The organism is Turicibacter sp. KK003, from assembly GCF_037014675.1.
GTDB classification, from domain to species: Bacteria; Bacillota_I; Bacilli_A; order MOL361; family Turicibacteraceae; genus Turicibacter; species Turicibacter faecis.
In genome coordinates, this window is sequence record NZ_CP142738.1 from 2,112,425 (window position 1) to 2,131,935 (window position 19,511).

18 protein-coding genes are annotated in these 19,511 nt (G+C 37.7%); 5 read left to right on the plus strand and 13 right to left on the minus strand.

Annotated features, from left to right (window positions below; genetic code table 11):
- Positions 1-12 precede the first annotated feature (12 nt).
- The 3 genes from VXM77_RS10290 to VXM77_RS10300 form a co-directional block, all read right to left on the minus strand.
- Entirely contained in the window at positions 13-813 is an 801-nt protein-coding gene (locus VXM77_RS10290) for a sugar phosphate isomerase/epimerase (RefSeq protein WP_262953482.1), read from the minus strand.
- 22 nt (positions 814-835) lie between these two features.
- Complete coding sequence (locus VXM77_RS10295) at positions 836-1,303, minus strand: nucleoside deaminase (RefSeq protein ID WP_317452438.1); 468 nt, start codon at positions 1,301-1,303, stop codon at positions 836-838.
- Between the two features lie 252 nt (positions 1,304-1,555).
- Positions 1,556-1,756, minus strand: a complete 201-nt coding sequence (locus VXM77_RS10300; protein WP_161831848.1) for a cold-shock protein — start codon at positions 1,754-1,756, stop codon at positions 1,556-1,558.
- A 391-nt stretch (positions 1,757-2,147) separates the two neighbouring features.
- On the opposite strand from VXM77_RS10300, the gene VXM77_RS10305 reads away from it, so the two are divergent.
- Together VXM77_RS10305 and VXM77_RS10310 are read left to right on the plus strand one after the other, a co-directional pair.
- On the plus strand, positions 2,148-2,903 hold the full coding sequence (locus tag VXM77_RS10305) for a threonine/serine exporter family protein (protein WP_338506284.1): 756 nt from the start codon (positions 2,148-2,150) through the stop codon (positions 2,901-2,903).
- Positions 2,904-2,914: 11 nt separating this feature from the next.
- Entirely contained in the window at positions 2,915-3,355 is a 441-nt protein-coding gene (locus VXM77_RS10310) for a threonine/serine exporter family protein (RefSeq protein WP_161831846.1), read from the plus strand.
- Between the two features lie 66 nt (positions 3,356-3,421).
- On the opposite strand, the gene VXM77_RS10315 is transcribed toward VXM77_RS10310, so the two are convergent.
- The 7 genes from VXM77_RS10315 to VXM77_RS10345 all read right to left on the minus strand — a co-directional run bounded on the left by VXM77_RS10315 (position 3,422) and on the right by VXM77_RS10345 (position 11,415).
- A complete protein-coding gene (locus tag VXM77_RS10315; RefSeq protein ID WP_338506286.1) occupies positions 3,422-4,588 on the minus strand; it encodes a hypothetical protein in 1,167 nt (388 codons plus the stop codon).
- 455 nt (positions 4,589-5,043) lie between these two features.
- Positions 5,044-5,244, minus strand: coding sequence for a heavy-metal-associated domain-containing protein (locus VXM77_RS10320; protein WP_338506287.1), 201 nt, complete (start codon positions 5,242-5,244; stop codon positions 5,044-5,046).
- A gap of 395 nt (positions 5,245-5,639) precedes the next feature.
- On the minus strand, positions 5,640-8,075 hold the full coding sequence (locus VXM77_RS10325; RefSeq protein ID WP_161831843.1) for a heavy metal translocating P-type ATPase: 2,436 nt from the start codon (positions 8,073-8,075) through the stop codon (positions 5,640-5,642).
- A gap of 48 nt (positions 8,076-8,123) precedes the next feature.
- On the minus strand, positions 8,124-8,390 hold the full coding sequence (locus VXM77_RS10330; protein ID WP_161831842.1) for a metal-sensing transcriptional repressor: 267 nt from the start codon (positions 8,388-8,390) through the stop codon (positions 8,124-8,126).
- Positions 8,391-8,501: 111 nt separating this feature from the next.
- A complete protein-coding gene (locus VXM77_RS10335) occupies positions 8,502-9,290 on the minus strand; it encodes a ZIP family metal transporter (RefSeq protein WP_161831841.1) in 789 nt (262 codons plus the stop codon).
- Entirely contained in the window at positions 9,287-10,543 is a 1,257-nt protein-coding gene (locus tag VXM77_RS10340) for an MATE family efflux transporter (RefSeq protein ID WP_338506290.1), read from the minus strand. Before VXM77_RS10340 ends, VXM77_RS10335 begins: the two co-directional genes overlap by 4 nt.
- A 77-nt stretch (positions 10,544-10,620) precedes the next feature.
- The gene (locus tag VXM77_RS10345) at positions 10,621-11,415 is read right to left on the minus strand and encodes a hypothetical protein (RefSeq protein WP_161831839.1); all 795 of its coding nucleotides are present in this window, start codon (positions 11,413-11,415) and stop codon (positions 10,621-10,623) included.
- Between the two features lie 427 nt (positions 11,416-11,842).
- Here VXM77_RS10345 and VXM77_RS10350 point away from each other — a divergent pair, with 427 nt between their 5' ends.
- The 3 genes from VXM77_RS10350 to VXM77_RS10360 all read left to right on the plus strand — a co-directional run bounded on the left by VXM77_RS10350 (position 11,843) and on the right by VXM77_RS10360 (position 14,611).
- A complete protein-coding gene (locus VXM77_RS10350; protein ID WP_161832790.1) occupies positions 11,843-13,072 on the plus strand; it encodes an IS110 family transposase in 1,230 nt (409 codons plus the stop codon).
- Positions 13,073-13,717: 645 nt separating this feature from the next.
- A complete protein-coding gene (locus tag VXM77_RS10355) occupies positions 13,718-14,125 on the plus strand; it encodes a hypothetical protein (RefSeq protein ID WP_161831838.1) in 408 nt (135 codons plus the stop codon).
- Positions 14,126-14,176: 51 nt separating this feature from the next.
- Entirely contained in the window at positions 14,177-14,611 is a 435-nt protein-coding gene (locus VXM77_RS10360; protein ID WP_161831837.1) for a VanZ family protein, read from the plus strand.
- A 152-nt stretch (positions 14,612-14,763) separates the two neighbouring features.
- Here the strand turns inward: VXM77_RS10360 and VXM77_RS10365 are convergent, their stop codons facing one another.
- The 3 genes from VXM77_RS10365 to VXM77_RS10375 all read right to left on the minus strand — a co-directional run bounded on the left by VXM77_RS10365 (position 14,764) and on the right by VXM77_RS10375 (position 19,503).
- The gene (locus VXM77_RS10365) at positions 14,764-16,125 is read right to left on the minus strand and encodes an MATE family efflux transporter (RefSeq protein ID WP_161831836.1); all 1,362 of its coding nucleotides are present in this window, start codon (positions 16,123-16,125) and stop codon (positions 14,764-14,766) included.
- 335 nt (positions 16,126-16,460) lie between these two features.
- Positions 16,461-18,830 carry a sensor histidine kinase gene (locus VXM77_RS10370; protein WP_161831835.1) on the minus strand — a complete coding sequence of 790 codons (2,370 nt, stop codon included), beginning with the start codon at positions 18,828-18,830 and terminating at the stop codon, positions 16,461-16,463.
- A complete protein-coding gene (locus VXM77_RS10375) occupies positions 18,805-19,503 on the minus strand; it encodes a response regulator transcription factor (protein WP_161831834.1) in 699 nt (232 codons plus the stop codon). Before VXM77_RS10375 ends, VXM77_RS10370 begins: the two co-directional genes overlap by 26 nt.
- Positions 19,504-19,511 lie beyond the last annotated feature (8 nt).

The following is a 19,511-nucleotide window of genomic DNA, read 5'->3' on the forward strand; positions in this document are numbered from 1 at the left end:
CGTGGAGGTTTTTTAACGAATATACCCTTTTTCCTTTAACTTTGCCACTGAGGTTTCAAGAGCTGACTTTGTTTTAACTTCAATTAAAACACCCGTCTTATTTTCCAAGGCCAACTTTAACCCCTCATCAATCTTTACATCCCCAGTGTACAATGGTTGATGGTCGCGCTCTAACGTTGCATCATGAAGATGAAGATGTTTAATCAGAGCGCGATGGTTTAAGATAAACGTTTGATCTTTATGAGAAGCAATATAATCATGTCCTACATCGAAGGTCAAACAAAACCTTCCGCTCTTAAGTAGCTCATTTACTGCCTTTTGAATATATCGCCGGTCTAATACCCCCGTATTCTCAATCGCAATCTGTACACCCGTTCCACCTAACCAAATATCAACCAGTTCTAAACTCGCTCTAATATTATCTAAATATTTTGACTCGTATTTTTCATAAAGAGCTATCTCACCTTCCGGCGTTTTAAACTCCATTCCCGAATTCATATGAATGTTTAAAATTTTACATCCAAGTCGATCAGCTACCCCAATCGCCTCCTCTAACACTTTTAAATGAGCCTCACGAACATGACGATTAAAATGACCCAAATCTAAATCCTCAGGTAAATGAATCGTACAAGAAACACCATACTGTTGCTTTAGGCGATTAAGATACTGAACATTCATTGTTTCAGGTTGGCACATCGGTAAATTACAATTTAATTCAACAAAATCGAGCCCTAGTTCCTTGCAGAGTTGAAAATTCTCTTCCATTCCGTCCACATCCATTAACTGGGGCATTCCGTAACTTAAATTTATCATCTAATAATTCCTCCTTATCCTCTTAATAAGGGATCTTATCTTTTTTCTGATACCAAATTTTAAAAGCCTCTAACGCCTCTTCACGAAGCATCTCTTCTAGAGCAATAGTGGGGGAGTTTTTAGATTTATCCTTTAAGAAGTCATAAATAAATTCATCGGCAAATCCAATTTCCTTGGCGTCACGCACGTTACATCCGTAATACACCTTTTTTATACCTGCCCATAAAATCGCGGCTAGGCACATCGGACAAGGTTCCGATGACGTCACTAAGATGCAATCACTTAAATCAAAACGATTTAGGATTTGCGAAGCACGACGTATCGCATTGATTTCAGCATGAGCCGTTGGATCATTTGTTTTAATCACTTGATTATGTTCTAATGCAATTATTTTTCCATCCTGTAAAATAGCCGCCCCAAAAGGTCCACCATCCCCATTATTTACTCCCTCTATTGCTTCTTTAATACATAATCTCATGGCTTCATCCATGGTTAATCCCTCGCTTTCAGTAATTATGACCCATCAAACGATAACAAACCTTTCATTTCCCCACCTATTTAAATAAAAAGTGGCCTATTAAACGAGCAGTCCTGCCAGTAACAATTTATTTTTTTACCTAAACTAACTTTGTTTAACTCCTACTATTAAATATATACACCTATTTCTTTTTTAGACTATAAAATTAAAAAAAGCTATAGATAGAATGTCTATCTATAGCTTTTAAGCTAATGAAGTTAAAAATTATAATTTAACGATGTTAGCTGCTTGAGGTCCACGATCTCCTTCAACGATTTCGAAAGAAACTTGTTGACCTTCTTCTAAAGTTTTGAATCCTTCTCCTTGGATTGCTGAGAAGTGAGCGAATACATCGTTTCCACCTTCAACAGTGATGAATCCGAAACCTTTTTCTGAGTTAAACCATTTTACTGTACCTGTTGTCATAATCAAGTACCTCCTAAGATTTTTTATTTCTTAATGCCGTATTTCAAATAATTTCAATCAATGTTCGAGTTAAATACTACCCCAGTGGTTCAAATTTAAATTAGAAAAGACTATTAAGTTATATTTATTATAACATACATACCAAAAATATGTAAACTAAAATATACATTCCTTTAAGAAAAAATTTTTATTTTTTTTCTTTGTTTTTGTGCATTCTATCAAAATAAAAAATTAGGGTTAACAGGCCCCTTTCTTTCTTATATAATAAAGACAAATTCTTATAGATTCAGAACGATCATTCCCCTTATTTCGATTCCAAAGGTGACTGATAATCAACAAAATGTTCTCCTATCTGCAAACATATTATTTATGAAAGACGGTGGTATTTCTCATGAATTTTGATCAATTATTAAATGTCAGTATGCGACTCGGAACTATGCTTCTTGAAAATGGAGCAGAGATTTATCGCGTTGAAGAGTCCATTCGTCGAATGGTGTTAGCTTATGGTGCACGCGAGGTGGATGTTTACGCAATTCCAAATACTATCATCGTCACCTTAATGACCACCCAACATATTAATTTAACTAAAACTAAGCGGATTCACGACCGAACAACGAATTTAGATAAGGTCGAGCGATTAAATCATTTATGTCGACAAATTTGTCAAAATACCCCTGATTTAAATATTGTGGACGCCCAATTAGATGAGATTTCTAAACGGCCTATCTACGGTTTTTACGCTCAATTAATGGCCTATGCCATTACTTCTTCAATGTTCACCCTCTTTTTTGGAGGGGCATTTGTTGATGCTTTTTGGCCCTTTTGGATTGGTCCTCTCTTAAAAATAACGGCCTATCATCTGACAAAGTTAAGAACGAATCCCTTTTTTACAACGATTTTATGCAGTTTTTTATGTGGGCTCCTTTCAAACCTCATCTGCCACTTTCATTTAGCTCTCCATGTCGATAAAATGATTATTGGACTTGTCATGAATCTCGTTCCTGGGGTAGCTATTACAAACTCTGTTCGAGATATTATTGCAGGTGATTTTATTGCGGGTCAAACAAAAATGACTGAGGCTTTATTAACCGCAACGTCAATTGCTGTTGGAACAGGGATTGCCTTTTCCATCTCATCATCTTTTTAGGAGGGATTTTCTTGGATATTATATTACCTTGTCTCTATGCCTTTATTGCAACCGCCGGATTTTGCATCATTTTTAATATTCGCGGAAAAATGGTACTTTATGCCTCACTCGGTGGCTCGCTTGGATGGCTTGCATTTGTTTGGTCTTCTTTTTTAGGAACAGACCTTATTCAATACTTTATTGCCACCGTTATTATTGCACTTTATTCAGAGATTATGGCACGCATCCATAAGGTTCCGATTACTGTATATCTCATCGCTGCCTTAATCCCACTTGTGCCCGGTAGCGGAATTTATTACACGATGGAACACGCCCTAACCGGGGATATCGACGCCTTTTTAGAAACATTTATTCACACGATTGCGATTGCTGGTTCACTCGCTTTTGGAATTTTACTTGTTTCTTCGCTTTTCCGTCTTACTAACCATATTCATATTGATCGCAACCAATAAAAGGGTCCCACAACCGATGTGGTGACCCTTTTTTGTTTCGAAAAATTTCAGAAATGACTCTATCATTCAGTTATCTTTTCTTTCAGCAAAATCGATAAGTGTTGGTAGCCGATGATCAAATTTTTCAATTTCTCTTACCTCTTGAAATTCAAAATCTAAATTATAGACATGAACGGAATGAACCGAAGATTTACCGACTCGATTTAGGGTTAACAGCTGATCTGTTTCAAAGTTTACTCCAACCGATCGGTGTTCTCCGATTTCTTTGATAGCGGGGGAAGTTGAATCCAAATGATTAAAGTCCAGCTTCAATAATAAGTTATCTTCTTGTACCGTTGCAGGATCGTAACCCTCTGATCCTTTAGCCTTATCACACGCCAATTCTAATATAAGGTTTCCCTTATCTTCTTCGAAAAAGGATAACGGCGTACAAAGATTTCTCGCCTCATTATTCGTTTCTGCAAAACTCAGTCGTGACTTTACCTGTACCTGTTCATCCACCTCCAGGATCGTAAACTGTCCAGTCTCTAGTCCTTCTCCTAACAAAAATAATGAATCTTGATAAGGATAAAAATAAATCACGTCTCGTCCTAAATTTAATTCCTCATTCACATCAATTGAAGCTACTTGATTGAATTCTTTATCATAAATCAATATTTTTTCTTCCCTTATAATATTGTCATTTTCATCAAACTGGGGATAGGCAGCATCTGCATAAACATATATCTTATCCTTAAATGTAGTTCCCGTCCAAATATGAAGATTACTTTCTAAATCTAGACATTCCCATGATTCGTCTAAATAGCAAATCCCTGAACGATAAGACTCCCCATCACCCGAAAAACCACCATTAATGATCACGGCTAATTGTTCAGAATAAGGATTAATACTTTCATATTTCCGATCTAATGTCATTAATTCATCTAAGGTCTGGGTTTGAGTATTATAAGTTAAAATCGTTGAAATCTCCGGGTAAGCATCAAAATAAACAGTATTCCCCGTCTGGCGAAGTGACGAATATCCGACTCCTTTTCCTTTTGGTAACTTCACCTTATCAATGACTTCACCCGATGAATTCCCATAAACAAGATAAGAACGTGTGTAATAATCATTAGGTATAATTTGTATACTAGAAAAATCCTTAGGTCTTCCTCCTACTATCCATTTAACTAAACAACAGCTAATGAAAATAGCGCCAATTAATAAACTAAAACGTAAAATATTTCGTTTCATTTTTTTATTCCCCTTTACCTTCCACAAACTAAAACTTCTTTATTTTCAACTTTTTATTTTCTAATGATCATTTAATTGAAAATCATCCCTATAAATACGACACGTCATCCTAAAATACCTTGAATGAAATTCCAATTAGTTCATGAGAACACTGACCTACTAAAAAATATCGGTTACCTTTATCATGAATAAACGCATTAAACATGCCTCTAATCCCTAATTTCATACTGTTTTTACATAATTATACTTTTTTTTTCGGATTATTTCAAGTTTTTTAAATATTTCCTCACTCCCTTACTTTTTTTCAACAAAAAAAGAGTAGCCTCTGTACTAGAGAAACTACCCTTTTAAATACTTGTATAAATAAATGTCATCATTCTGTCATGGAATTAACATTCCCTTTAATGTTTTGACAGTCTTTCATTTAATTAATTTTTTTGTGTGAGAAATTTTTATTAATCAATTCCGAGTATGGTGTGACCCGCACCATCGATGGCCTGTTGAATTAAGGCACTTGTTCCGCCGGTGTTCACTAACATTGATTGCGCCCCTACACAAACCTGTAAATTTGTTGTTTCGAGGGATTGTAATGTTCTATTCACATGTGTCACACAATTTTTACAGCTCATTCCATGTAATCGAAGTTTTCTTCTCACGTTACCATTCCTCCATTCTATTTCTTTACACGCTCAAGTGTAAGATTTATGAGGTCCTTGACCTTTTTACTACGATAACTACTTCATAAATTGATACGGCAAATAGCTTCATTTTTTACTTTCTTTTTTATCTCATCTAGTACATTATACGTCATCGCACACAAAAGATTACCAATATTTACCTACAAAATTGTGTTCTTTTTGTGACTAACCGGTGATCACACCTTGTTTTTCTATAGATAAAAAAGGTGGCATCCCATAAGCCCGTTGCATCTGTGTGCTTAACCGAAATAAAAGTTAAACTCTTTCAAACATGGACACGTCCATCCTTTTGTTGATCAAGCCTTTTCCCAAACAAAAAAGGTGAGCAACTATCTGCTCACCTTTTTCATTCCCTAAGCCTTAAATTTACGTAAACGGAGCGCGTTAAGTAAAACAGAAACTGAACTTAAACTCATCGCTGCTGCCGCAATCATTGGATTTAATAACGGTCCGCCAAATAAATGTAAAACTCCCATTGCTACAGGAATACCTAGCACATTATAGGCGAAAGCCCAAAATAAGTTTTCCTTAATATTCAAAATCGTTGCCTTGCTTAGTCGAATAGCGGTTGAAACATCCATTAAATCACTCTTCATTAAGACAATATCAGCCGACTCAATTGCAACATCGGTCCCGCTTCCAATCGCAATCCCAATATCGGCCTGAGCAAGAGCGGGCGCATCATTAATCCCATCTCCAACCATTCCGACCTTACGTCCCGATTGTTGTAACTTTTTAACCTCATTCGCCTTATCAGCTGGCAACACTTCCGCCAACACGAGATCAATTCCAACCTGACGCGCAATCGCATCCGCCGTTTTTTGATTATCCCCAGTAATCATTGCCACCTGGATTCCCATCTGATGTAACGTCTCGATTGCTTTTTTACTGCTCTCTTTTACGGTATCCGCTACGGCAATCACACCAGCTAACTCTCCATCGATCGCCATATACATCGGAGTCTTTCCTTCATAGGCTAATTCATCCGTTTTTTCTTGTAAAGAAGAGACATCGATCTGATGTTCAACCATAAGCTTTAGATTACCAATAAGCAACTTCTGACCTAAAATCACACCTTCGATTCCACGACCAATCATCGCGTGAAATGACTCTAACTCGCATAAAGCATAGCCCCGATCCTGTGCCTCGCGAACAATCGCTTCTCCTAACGGATGTTCGGACGCCTTCTCGGCACTCGCTGCATAACTTAATAATTGCTCTTCGGATAGGGACAACGCTAAAACGTCGGTCACCTTCGGCTTCCCTTCTGTAATCGTTCCTGTTTTATCAAAAACGATCGTCTGTAAACGGTGCGTCATTTCTAGGGCTTCTCCCCCTTTAATGAGGACCCCATACTCCGCACCTTTTCCTGTTCCGACCATAATAGCCGTCGGTGTTGCCAATCCAAGCGCACACGGACAGGCAATCACTAAAACGGAAATAAAAATAGACAAGGCAAATACATCACTTTCGCCTGACACTTTCCATAAAAGTGAGGAAATCACAGCCAATCCCATGACGATAGGAACAAAATAAGCAGAAATAATATCCGCCATTTTAGCAATCGGAGCTTTAGATCCTTGGGCATCCTCGACTAACTTCACAATTTGAGATAATGCCGTGTCGCGCCCCACTCGTGTCGCTTTATATTTAATAAAGCCTGTTTTATTTAAACTGGCCCCAATGACTTGACTTCCTACGGTTTTTTCCACCGGAATACTTTCACCCGTTAACATCGACTCATCAATGGCCGTCATTCCTTCTACGACCTCTCCATCAACAGGCAACTTTTCACCAGGTTTCACAAGGACAAGATCTCCGACCATGACCTCCTCAATCGGAACTTCTAACTCCACACCCTTTCTTTCAACAGTAGCCGTTTTTGGAGCGAGCCCCATTAACGCTTTAATTGCCTGAGATGTTTTTCCTTTCGAGACTGCCTCTAAATATTTTCCGAGCGTAATTAAAGTTAAAATAACGGCTGCCGATTCAAAGTAAAGATGCATCGCATAATGTGCATCCCCCTGCGAAATTTGATAAATACCAAATAAACTATATAAAAAGGCGGTCAATGTCCCAATCGCGACTAACGAATCCATATTGGGACTTAATTGAACTAAATTTTTAATGCCGACCTGATAAAACTTATACCCTGTGAAGACAACAGGTAACGTCAACACAAGTTGAATCAATCCAAAATTTAGAGGGTTCCTCATTGGATCAATCATGTGCGGAAGGGGTAATCCCACCATATGGCCCATTGAAATAATTAAAAGAGGCACCGAAAAAATGAGAGAAATCATAAATCGCTTAAACAATCGGTGGGCCTCGCTCACTTCCTTCGTTGGCTGCTGCTTGATCTCCTCATCCGTTAATAACTCAAATCCGGCCGACTGGGTCGCCTCCTTAAGCTGATTATATCCAATCACATCGGCATTTAGCTTTACCGTCAACTTTTCAGTTGCAAAATTCACGCTTGCCGCCTCGACCCCCTCTAACTTTTGAACAAGACGTTCAAGGCGGTTCGCACATGATGAGCAGCTCATTCCTTTAACCTTAAAGGAATAATCTTTTATATCTTTTCTCACTTTGAATCCCGCTTTTTCAACCGCTAACTCTACTGCCATGGGTGATGTTTTCGCCTCATCATAAACCACTGTTAACATCTCCGTCGCAAAATTAACATTTCCTTGCTCAATCCCCTCTAGCTTATTAATGGCCTTCTCTAATCGATTCGCACACGATGAACAACTCATCCCTTCAATTTTCATCGATATTTTCTTCGTCATCTAGTAGCCTCCTCTTTCATTCTCTTCCTTTAATGGATTTCTACCCGTTTATTTACTGATAGCACGCTCCAACACAGAGATAATTTCATTAATTTTTTCCTCACTGCCTCCGTTAAGACAGGCCTGAGTCACACAGTAATCTAAATGTTGTTTCAATATTAAAATATTTGCTCGTTTTAAGAGCGCCTGAGAAGCGAATATCTGATTTGTCACATCCATACAATAACGATCCTCTTCAATCATTTTAATAATCCCATCTATTTGACCACGTGCTGTTTTTAACACCTGGATTGCTTTCTTTTTTTCTTCATTCATCTCTTACTACCTCCTCCCCCCCCTGGGTGGGGGGTAAACTTATTATATCACCCTATTTAGTTTTGTCAATCACCGATTCATTTATAACTCACACCTCTTCTTTGTACGAGACTAACCGAGTGCAACATCTAAAATCATCATAACCAAAAATCCAATCATCACACCGGCGGTACCGGAATGGGAATGATCCCCTAATTGGGCCTCTGGAATCAACTCTTCGACAACGACATAAATCATTGCCCCCGCAGCAAATGCTAAAAACCAGGGCATAATCCCAATAATCGAACCGACAAGCGCAGCCCCAAGTACACCCGCTATCGGTTCAACAATCCCCGATAATGAACCAAATGCAAATGCCTTTTTCGTACTAACCCCTTGCTCCCTTAACGGAAGTGACACTGCTGCTCCCTCCGGTAAGTTTTGAAGACCGATCCCTATCGCTAAAATTAACGCGGCACTTAAACTAAGTGAACTTCCCTCCCTTGCAGCTAACGCAAAGGAAAGACCCACTGCAAGTCCCTCGGGAATATTATGTAAAGTAATCGCTAAAAACAAAAGAGTAGATTTTTTAAAATTTGTCTTCGGTCCTTCCTCTAACCCACTCATCATATGCAAATGGGGAAGTACCTGATCCAATAAATATAAGAATGCGCCCCCTAAGACAAAACCTCCAGCCGCAGGAATCCATCCAATCCCTCCTTGCTCAGCCGCCATTTCAATCGCCGGAATTAAAAGTGACCAAACCGAAGCCGCAATCATCACTCCCGCCGCAAAACCAAGACAAATGCGCTGATAAAACGCATTAATTCCATTCTTAAAGAAAAAAACAAAAGCAGCACCGATTGTGGTCGCTAAAAACGTCATCATCGTTCCTAAAAAAGCTAATAAAACTGGACTCATTCTAGTCCCCCCCTCATCAAAACTTTCAATTTAACGCTCATCATCACTGCTAATAATGCGTAAATTCCCGCTAAGCCTAAATAAACCACCCATAGCGAGTCCCATCCTTGTAATCCTAGACTAATCAACCACCCTCCGATTGCATAAGAGAGAAGACTGATCCATAAAATCCATCTTTGTTTTCCTAAAGACTGTAACGTCTGCTGGTATACCGTGACACCATTATAAAAAACACCAAGACTTAAAGCGCCTATAAAGTAGGTTTCCGTTGCTAAGATCAATTCCTCCTGATTCGTTAGAAAGTGAATGACAGGATTCCAACCTACTACCATCATAACTGAAATAATCAAATACATTCCCACCGAACGAATTGTTGCTAAACGATAACACGATGGACTTTTATGAACCAACGTTAACGACGCCTGGGCATAAGCATACATCGGCATCCAGGCAATCGTTTGTAACTGATTAATTACTTGATAGACCGCCATTTCCTGCAAACCAATCCGTGAAATAAGTGCGCCGATTACAAGAACAAACACCGTACTTTCCAAAAATTCTTGAATCATCATCGGAATCGAACCCCATAAAATGACGCCTATCCTCTCCCAGTTCACTTTCCTAAATGTCAATAGACCTTTTCTTTGAAAAAGACACCCATAAATAATTAAATTGAAGATAAGTGCTAAAATCGACCCGATAGCATTTCCAATCATTCCAAGTGAACACCCGTAAACAAACACAAGGTCCAATAAAACGTTTGTTATGGCCACTATCGTATTTCCTATTAAAATGTACGTTGTTTGATTCACAATTTTCAAATAACTTGAACACGTAAAAAGTAATAAGTTTAATCCGATGGAGTTACTAAAAATCATCGCATAATTTAATGATTCAGACAGAACGGCACCCTTCAATTGGTAAATGTATTGAAAAATAAATGGCCCGCATCCTACTATCCCGAGTATTGACAAAAGACCGATGCCAATACTTAGAACAACTTGTGCCCACATATCATCGATCACCTTAACCGATGTCGTCTCTTTTGAACCTAAAATATTAAATCGAGTGGCCGTCATCCCTAAAATCCCCGTTACACTATTGATAAACCCTGAAACAATAGCGACTGCCGCAAAACACTCCATCGACAAATGCCCCATAATCGCCTGATCACACAAACCGATGACTAATCCTAAAACATTACTCAACATTAGCGGAAGTGCTAATTGATCTAACTCATTTTTCTTAAACACATTATCCCCTTCTTTTCAAAATCTTAGAAAAGAAGGGTTAATTCAGACAGCATCTTCATCTCCATTCCCCCTAACCGTTAGCGTTGTCGATAAAACTCCATTATTCCTTCAAATATATCAATCCCAAAACCAATGACTGAAATTCCAACCAATATCTGGCTCACGACATGATCCTCCACTAGCCAATTCACCGATTGAAATGAAAAAAGGGTTGTAAAAAAAGACTCATTAAAGATGGAAGGACTTAAAATCATCGTACAAAAAAGGAGGCACGATAATCCTTTATAAATCACACAAAAAAGAAAAAGTTTTCCCGTCATCCGTCCAACTATAAAACGGCACCCATAGTAAATAAATCCTAAGACATAAACCATCAAAAAGAACGGTTGATACTTTTCAAAGACCGTTAAATTTAAAAGTGGCTCTAAAATCTTTAATTCCCCATCCACGACATGATAACTAGCGATAATCTGTGGGAAAAAACAAAAAACGAAAATTAAAACACACGTCCCAATCATATTAAACAAACAATCCGTGCGAGAAAAATGCCCCTTTCCCCGTGGACGAGGTGCTGTCAGATTTTTAATAATCTGTCCATTAATGATATCGGTTGGTACATTAAGGACTTTCATCAACACAAACACAAGCGTCACAAAAATAAAGGTCCCCAACCATCCTTGAATCGCTCCAATGATTAATGACCTCATCATTAAACCAACGACCTGAAAAATAATTATTTCTTCAGCCCATTCCATTTGAATCATCCCACTCAAAAAAGCGAGCGCTCCCCAAATAACAGGAATAATTTTTAACAACATCTCTAAACTTGCACGATATAGGGTATAAAACTCCTCACCTAAAAACTTCCTCATCAAATCCCCCCCCTCGTATAATAAGTTTATGCCCTTCTTTATGGGCGTTAATTGTTCTTTGAAAACTAAATGATGGCTTAATTCTTCTTTCCGTCATTTCAGTTAATTGGTTACCCTCTTTTTGTCTGAGATTTTATCGGACATCCCACCATATAGGTAATGGAATTGGATCCATCAGGAATATACTTTCTCCCCCTGTAGTTTGACTACTTTTAAAGACTGTGACCCAGACCAAAACTGTTCGACATACGCACAAGCTGTATCGATTCGTCCCATATTCCTCTTCTTAGTAGGCTGAGGGCAGCACTCATGGGGCGATTCTTTAGAATACTTATACACGAGGTTGTCGCCATGTTTTGGGCCCTAGGGATATCCGTCCGCATCCGAGTTTATTCCAAATTTATCTCAAAGAAAGGAGGTCCTTTCCATGAAATTGTTTGTCGGTATTGATGTGAGTTCTGAAAAGCTTGATGTTTGTTTTCTAGATAGTTCAGACACCACTCTGAAGGAAGTCACACTTCCTAATAATCTAAACGGTGCCTCATCTATCAAGGAATCTGTTCTAACGTTTCACCACTCTTTTAACTATGAAAAGATTGTGATTGGAATGGAGTCCACCTCTATTTACAGTTTTCATCCTGCCACATTTTTATCTGAGGACACTGACTTAAATTCCCTTGGATGCGTGGAAGTTGTCGTTCAAAATCCGAAGTCTATCCATCGATACAAAGGCCTTTTTGAAGAGGATAAAACCGACCGCATTGATGCCTTTCGTATTGCGGATTTCTTACGCATTGAACGCTTTAATAAGACGGTTTTAAAAGAGGAGCGTTACATCGCTCTTCAACGGTTGACTCGTTCGAGATACCAACTCGTTCACCAATTAACCGAATGTAAACAACACTTTCTTGAGAACCTTTACTATAAATGTAATACGCTCTCTAAGGAACTTGATACTTCTGTTTTTGGTGCCACCATGCTTGATCTTCTCTCTGACTCGCTTTCACTTGATGAAATTGCCCAAATGGAGTTAGAAGATTTAGCCCTTCTCTTACAAGAAAAGGGGCGCGGTCGCTTTAGTGACCCGCAAAAGATAGCTAAAATGATTAAGAAAGCGATTCGCGACTCTTATCGTTTAGCCCAAGTCGTCCAAGAATCAGTGGATATGGTTTTAGCGACTTATGCGAGATTAATTCAAACATTGAAAAAACAAATTAAAGATTTAGAAAAAAGTATTGTCGCCTTATTTGAAGTTGTTTCAGAGGTCCAATGCTTAAAAAGTATTCCAGGAATCGGTATCGTGTATGCCGCCGGTATTGTCGCTGAAATCGGTCAAATTGAACGTTTTGAAAATGAAGCCCAATTAGCCAAGTATTGCGGACTTTATTGGAAGAAGAATCAATCTGGAAACTTTGAATCGGAACGCACACCTATGACACGAACAGGTAATCAATATCTTCGATATTATATGGTTGAAGCTGCCAACTCTATAAGACGTCATGAAGAGAGTTACCGTCTCTATTATCAAAAGAAATATGATGAAGTTCCGAAATTTAAACACAAACGAGCCCTCGTCCTTACCGCTAGAAAATTTGTGCGTTTGGTGGATACGCTACTACGTAACCGCCAACTCTACACGCCAGAAAGGAGCGTATAACTCAAAGGCTAACATCTGTTGCTTTTGAATCCTTTCTGTTCTGGCGCTAGGCTAATTTTTTTAGAGATTAGCCGAGGGTCTAGTTCAGTGCGCCTAAATTTTTAAAATCTTTAACTATTTTTATCAATTAACTATTTGACTTAATACCACAAGTCTTTCTTAATCAATATATGACAAAAGGTCAGAGATTATTAACCTCCTACCTTTCAAAAGTCTCTCCATTCATTAATGGCTATTTCCCACTTTCTTAAAAGGCACTTCACAAATAGATATAGTCTTTCCACCAATCTTTCCACCAATGATATCCGACATTAGTGTTACATAATAAATATTGATTTCATTAGATAACATGGGGATTAGGAAGGGAATAATAAAAAAATAAACATCGTTCCAGCGACATTAAGATGGCTCCATTAATCATATTCATTCCTTTGCATCCACCCCAAAACATATATTAAAAGACGACCTCTCTTAAACCTAGCGTATAAATCAACGATTATAAAATTAAAAAACAATTTTCAAAAAACAGCTAGCACACTCCAAACACTCATACATATAATGACTATCGGAGCTTCTCATAATTCAATTTATTATTAATCTTATGAGAAAATCTACCTAAAAATAAACAAAAGGAGATTACGTATAATGAATACTGAAATAACACATAATTTAAATGAAAATTCAACAAAGGGAAGCACTAGACCAGGGACTAACGCCCCAGTACATAATCTATCAAAGGGAGCCTATGCCTTTAAAATTGACAGAATTGGAGCAAAGGTATACACTGATAGTTGGTTTACTGGAAAGTCATCTATTACAGTTTCCATCACTAGTTTCTCTGTCATCTCTCCTCAACCATCAGGAACACAAAATCAAACAACTATATATCTTTATAATAAAAACAACAAGAGTGTTGGTAATAAAACTATTACAGTTTCTGGGGGAAAAGGAAGTACAACATTTTATGGTTTAAGTGCAAATGAAAAATATTACGTTTTATTTACAGTTCCTACAAATGGAAACGTCTACTCAATAAAAGGTGATATAAAGTAAATTTCTAGGTAAAATAAAAGTAGTAATCCCACTTAAAGGAGGTATAGAACCATGACTAAAAAATGGATTCAACTCTTATTTTGGATATATTTCTTAATGTTAATGAACTTCATCGTTTTTAAATTTTTTGGCGACGTGAATGAAGTATTGAATCGCATGATGATTAATAAAAATTCAGTTGAAATGGGCTCTTCCTCCTTAGTAAATCTCATCCCATTTAAAACCTTCATTCAAGACATCCACTACTCCAAAGCCCACCTCATATTAAATGTCATCCTTTTTATTCCGTTTGGTATTTTATTCCCTTTAGCTTATCCAAGTCGATCTTCATTTTTAAGCTTTACTGTTATCGCCCTGCTTAGTATTTTAGGGATTGAACTAACCCAACGCCTCACTTACTTAGGAATCTTTGATGTCGATGATATTTTCTTAAATTTTCTAGGTTGTCTCATCGGCTATATGGGATATAAACTCATCAAACGATAAACAAACCCTTAATCGTCACGAAAAAGTCTCATTGACTCATTCGGGTGATGAAATATTAACCTAAAAAAATCTCGACTAATCTATAAAAGAGCCAGTAGGCTTTCATTTAACTAATGAAAATCTACCGGCTCTTTTATCGTTGTAACACTTCACTAAACAGCGAGCTCTCGCTTTCTTAAAATACGCTTAATTAATAAACAATAACAAATCGACGTAATCGTCGCACCAATCGTATCAGAAAGTGGTGCCGCATAATAAACGTGAGTCACATCTGATACTAGCGGAATGAGGCAGACGAAAATAAAGAAAAATGATTTTCGTCCCATCGATAGTAAAATAGCGACATTAATGACACCCATTCCCGTAAATCCATCCACCACCACGTATTGAATAGCCACTCCAATTAAGGCGAGCGTATAAATCTTAATTGCCCAACTCGTTAACTGAATCGTTTCTACATTATCAGTAAAAATTCTAACAAATAAATGGGGAATCGTTTGAGCAATCACTAACATAATCAGGATGAAAATTAAACTTAAAATAAAGATATACTTTTGAGCTGACAGTACCCGTTTTGAATTTCGAGCTCCATAATTATAACCTAAAATGGCTTGTGTTCCCATCGTAATCCCACTAAGAGGCATCGTAATCATGAGCATAAAACTTTGTAAAATGGCAGTCGCTGTAATGAGAAGATCTCCCATCTTTTCTCCACCATAACTTTTAAAAACCATATTTAAGGCAATGAGCATCACGCTATCCAAAGCAACAATAATGAATGGAATAACTCCAATTTTTAAAATCTTTTTCATGATTGAGCAAGAATAGCCACCAAAGGTAATCGGGATTAATGTCTGCTTCCCAAATAAAAACCTCAACGTATACGCACATGAAACAACTTGGGAAATAACGGTCGCCAGGGCGGCCCCTTGAATTTTCATATCAAGCGTAAAAATAAAAATAGGATCCAGAACAATGTTTAAAATAGCTCCAATTAAAACCGACTTCATGGCCACCTTCGCGAATCCCTGACTTAAAATAAATTGATTCATCCCAAGAGCAAGTAGAGCAAAAATGGTCCCTAGAATATAGACCGAAAAATATTCATCTGCTAGTGGATAAATCACCTCACTTGCTCCAAACCCGAGTAATAAAGGCTTCTTAAACAGCAATAAAAGAATAGTTAACACACAAGAAATCACACAAAGCATCATAAACGAGTTGGCTAATACACGGCGTGCCTCATCCTTTTTATCCTCTCCCAAATAAATACTTAATAATGGGGCCCCACCAACTCCAATCCACGACGCAAAAGCTAAAACGAGAGCTGTAATCGGGGCGCATATTCCAATTCCGGCGAGCGCTAAATCGCCAATCTCGGCAATATTTCCAACATAAATGCGATCGATTACGCCGTATAAAACATTAATAAACTGGGCCAACATAGATGGAATGGCCAACCTAAACACCAGTTTCTTAATATCATCTCTTCCTAAATCATTTTCCAAAACCATTGATTTTATCTCCTCCTTAACCCTCTCACACTCTATCTTGTTAAATCACTTAATCGCACGTTAAGTATTTCATAAAATAAAGTATTTAGCAATCGCCAAATACTTTATTCATATATAAGTATAAATGACAACAGCACTTTGGTAAATGAACTCTTTCTGAAACTTTAGATGAACTTTTTGGAGAAAAGTAGAATGATAAATGAACTTGAAAATAATACAAGTCTCTTGTCATTAAAAACAATTCTTCCCCCCCTCTTACCTATTTCTAATCTGTGGTTTCCTAACTCTATATGAAAAGGAGTCACGCCTATTCATGCATGACTCCTTTTTCTGATTTATTTAGTAAAAGTAATTATAACTTTAAATAAGTCTCCATCGATTTGGATATCTAAACTTCCGCCTTGAAGCTCCACAAAACTTTTTGAAATCGCTAGTCCTAATCCTGAACCTTCCGTATGACGGGATTGATCCCCACGAACAAAACGCTCCGTTAACTCCTGTGCACTTACACAAAGTTCATCTGCTGACATATTTTTAAATACAATTTGAACGACTTCTGATTGATCTAAAATCTCAATGTACGCCCGAGTTCCTGGCATCGCATACTTCGTCATATTTAAAATTAAATTGTCAAACACGCGGAATGTTCGTTCACTATCTAATTTTAATATCACTTTATGGGCTGGAAACTGGCGCCGAATCATTAAATTCGCATCCTGAATTTTATCCTCAAGTTCGAGTAACGTTTGTTTCATTAACGAGGTCACTTCTACCTCTTGAAGATTCATCGTAATATTCCCACTACTTGCCTTACTCATTTCAAATAAATCTTCAATCAATACTTTTAGGCGTTGCGCCTTTTGATCAAGCGTTTGTAAGTATTGCTCCCGCTTCTCTTTAGACAACGTCTCATCTTTCAATAAATCTGTGTACGTAATAATCGACGTTAACGGCGTTTTCAAGTCATGCGACACATTCGCAATTAAATCGCTCCTCATCTTCTGACTCCGAACCTCTTCGTTTACCGCCTTTTTAAATCCATCTTGAATGGCCATAATTTCTTCTTTGAAGGCATTGAAAATGCCAAGATCCTGATTCATTTCAACCTCTAAATTCCCATCTGCTAATGCCTCTGTCACCTGAGATAGAGTGGCATAGTTTTGTTGAAGAGTTAGAAGGTGTTTACGTAAAAAGATGTACAATCCGACACTATAGATAATCACGCCAAAAACCCCGAAAAACCAACCAAAACAACATAAGGAAACTAAAATTGCTTGGATAAAAATAAACAAGGCTAACTTTTTCGTATTTTCTTCTTTTAAATCAACTTCTGTCAACCGTTTCCCTTGACGATAAATGAATCGTCCTAGGCGATAACACCAACAATTTTGACGCATTGTTCGTCTCCCTCCTTGAACAATCAACTGTTTAAAATACAGGAGAGTCATAAATGTAACTAAAAGAAGCATAAACCATAAGCTTAGATTTTGAATAAATGTTAAGTTCACCGAAAACTTCTCAGATAACTCAAGTAAGAAGGGTGGGTTAGAAATCACAGAATGGATCAGCTCAATCATCAATAGATAAACGCCAATTAAGCCAGTAGAAATAATACTCACTATCTCAAGTGGCCATTTAAACCATCCCTTTATGAGTTTAAATTGATTCAGACCGGCAAGCGGAATGAGTATCGTAACCCCAGTAAGCAAAAGGACAACTATTGATTCATAAAATATACTAATCGTAGAAGTTGCATAATAACCACTCCCATAATCAAACCCGGCTGTACTCCCCTTAGGGATTCCATAAATAAACGTCATATTTTTAATGGGGGCTAGCTCAGAAGACATAAAATAAGGATTAGAAGTTTCCTTTAAACTCTCGTAGGCAAATTGTTGCGATGACTTCCCGCTTTCTCCATAAAAATAAGGAATGGATAATCTCCCAGCCGCATCATAATCTAAACGAATAAAATATTGATATTCTTTTTGAAGCTCCTTTAAGTCATTTTCACTTAATTCATTTAATAAGAGAGCTAGGTTCTTGTCTTTTTCCAACTCCTCAGTCGAAAAAGAGGGATTTTCAGTGGCCTCATCCGCCTCCGACTCTGACTTAGTCTCCCGGACGATTGAATCCAATTCAGATAGATGATATTCCCCCCGAAGAGATCGTATTTCTTCTGAAATCATCTCAGATAATAAACACTCGATGACTTGTACTAATTGTTCTTCAGTGAGTTGTTCAAACGGAACGTCTGCCAACTCCCGCGCTAACTGGGGATTAATTGTTTTTAAGATACGCCGATAATCTACGGCAACTGTTGGAACAGAATATTCATTTCCTCCCTCTGAATACTCTTCATCGATATACTCCTCGTACCCAATATCATCTGTCTCGGTATAATACTCAAATAGAGTTTCACACCATGCGCCTAAATTTCTTGAATTTCCCTTATCATCATAGAGATCTTTAGCTAGACCAATGAAATCATTGTGTCTTTCATCTAAAGCTTCAATATAAGTTAAATAATTTTTTATCGTGATTTGACTATACATATCATATTGATCGTAATATCCTTCTTGATTTTTCTTAACATAGGTTGCAATCTTTGGATAGGTTGCCATCATTCCCAACGAAAGTCCTAAGATCACAAAGAAGGATACAATTAAACAAAACCATTTATTGTTTTTCAATTTTGTAGCCAACGCCCCACACCACCTTTAAATATTTTGGTTTTTTTGGATTAATCTCAATTTTCTCTCGAATATTACGGATATGAACCATAATGGTATCCGTACTTACTGCCGTTTCATTCCAAATCCGTTCATAAATCTCCTCAGCCGGAAAGACACGACCAGGATGCCTCATTAACAAATTCAGAATTTTATATTCGATAGGAGTTAATTTTACCAAACTCCCATCGACAGTGAACTCTTTCGTCTCCATATTTAACTCAAGTCCCCCAATCGTTAACACATTTTGTTGATTTTCGGGATTAATGGCCGAAAAACGCTGGTATCTTCTTAGTTGTGAATTGACACGGGCGAGTAATTCAAGCGGACGAAACGGTTTGGTTACATAGTCATCCGCCCCCATATTGAGTCCCATAATTTGATCAACTTCCTCCGATTTAGCCGATAACATAATCACTGGAAAATGATGCGTTTCTCTTAATTTCATCGTAAAAGTAATGCCGTCCATCTTCGGCATCATGACATCGACAATCGCTAAATCAATGGGTTGTGAGGAAACCACTTCAAGTGCCTCAACCCCGTTTGCGGCGATGCTCACCAAATAGCCTTGATTCAATAAATACGCCTCAATCGCCACTGCAATCTCGCGCTCATCTTCAACAATTAAAATATGTGACTTTTTCATCCTATCCC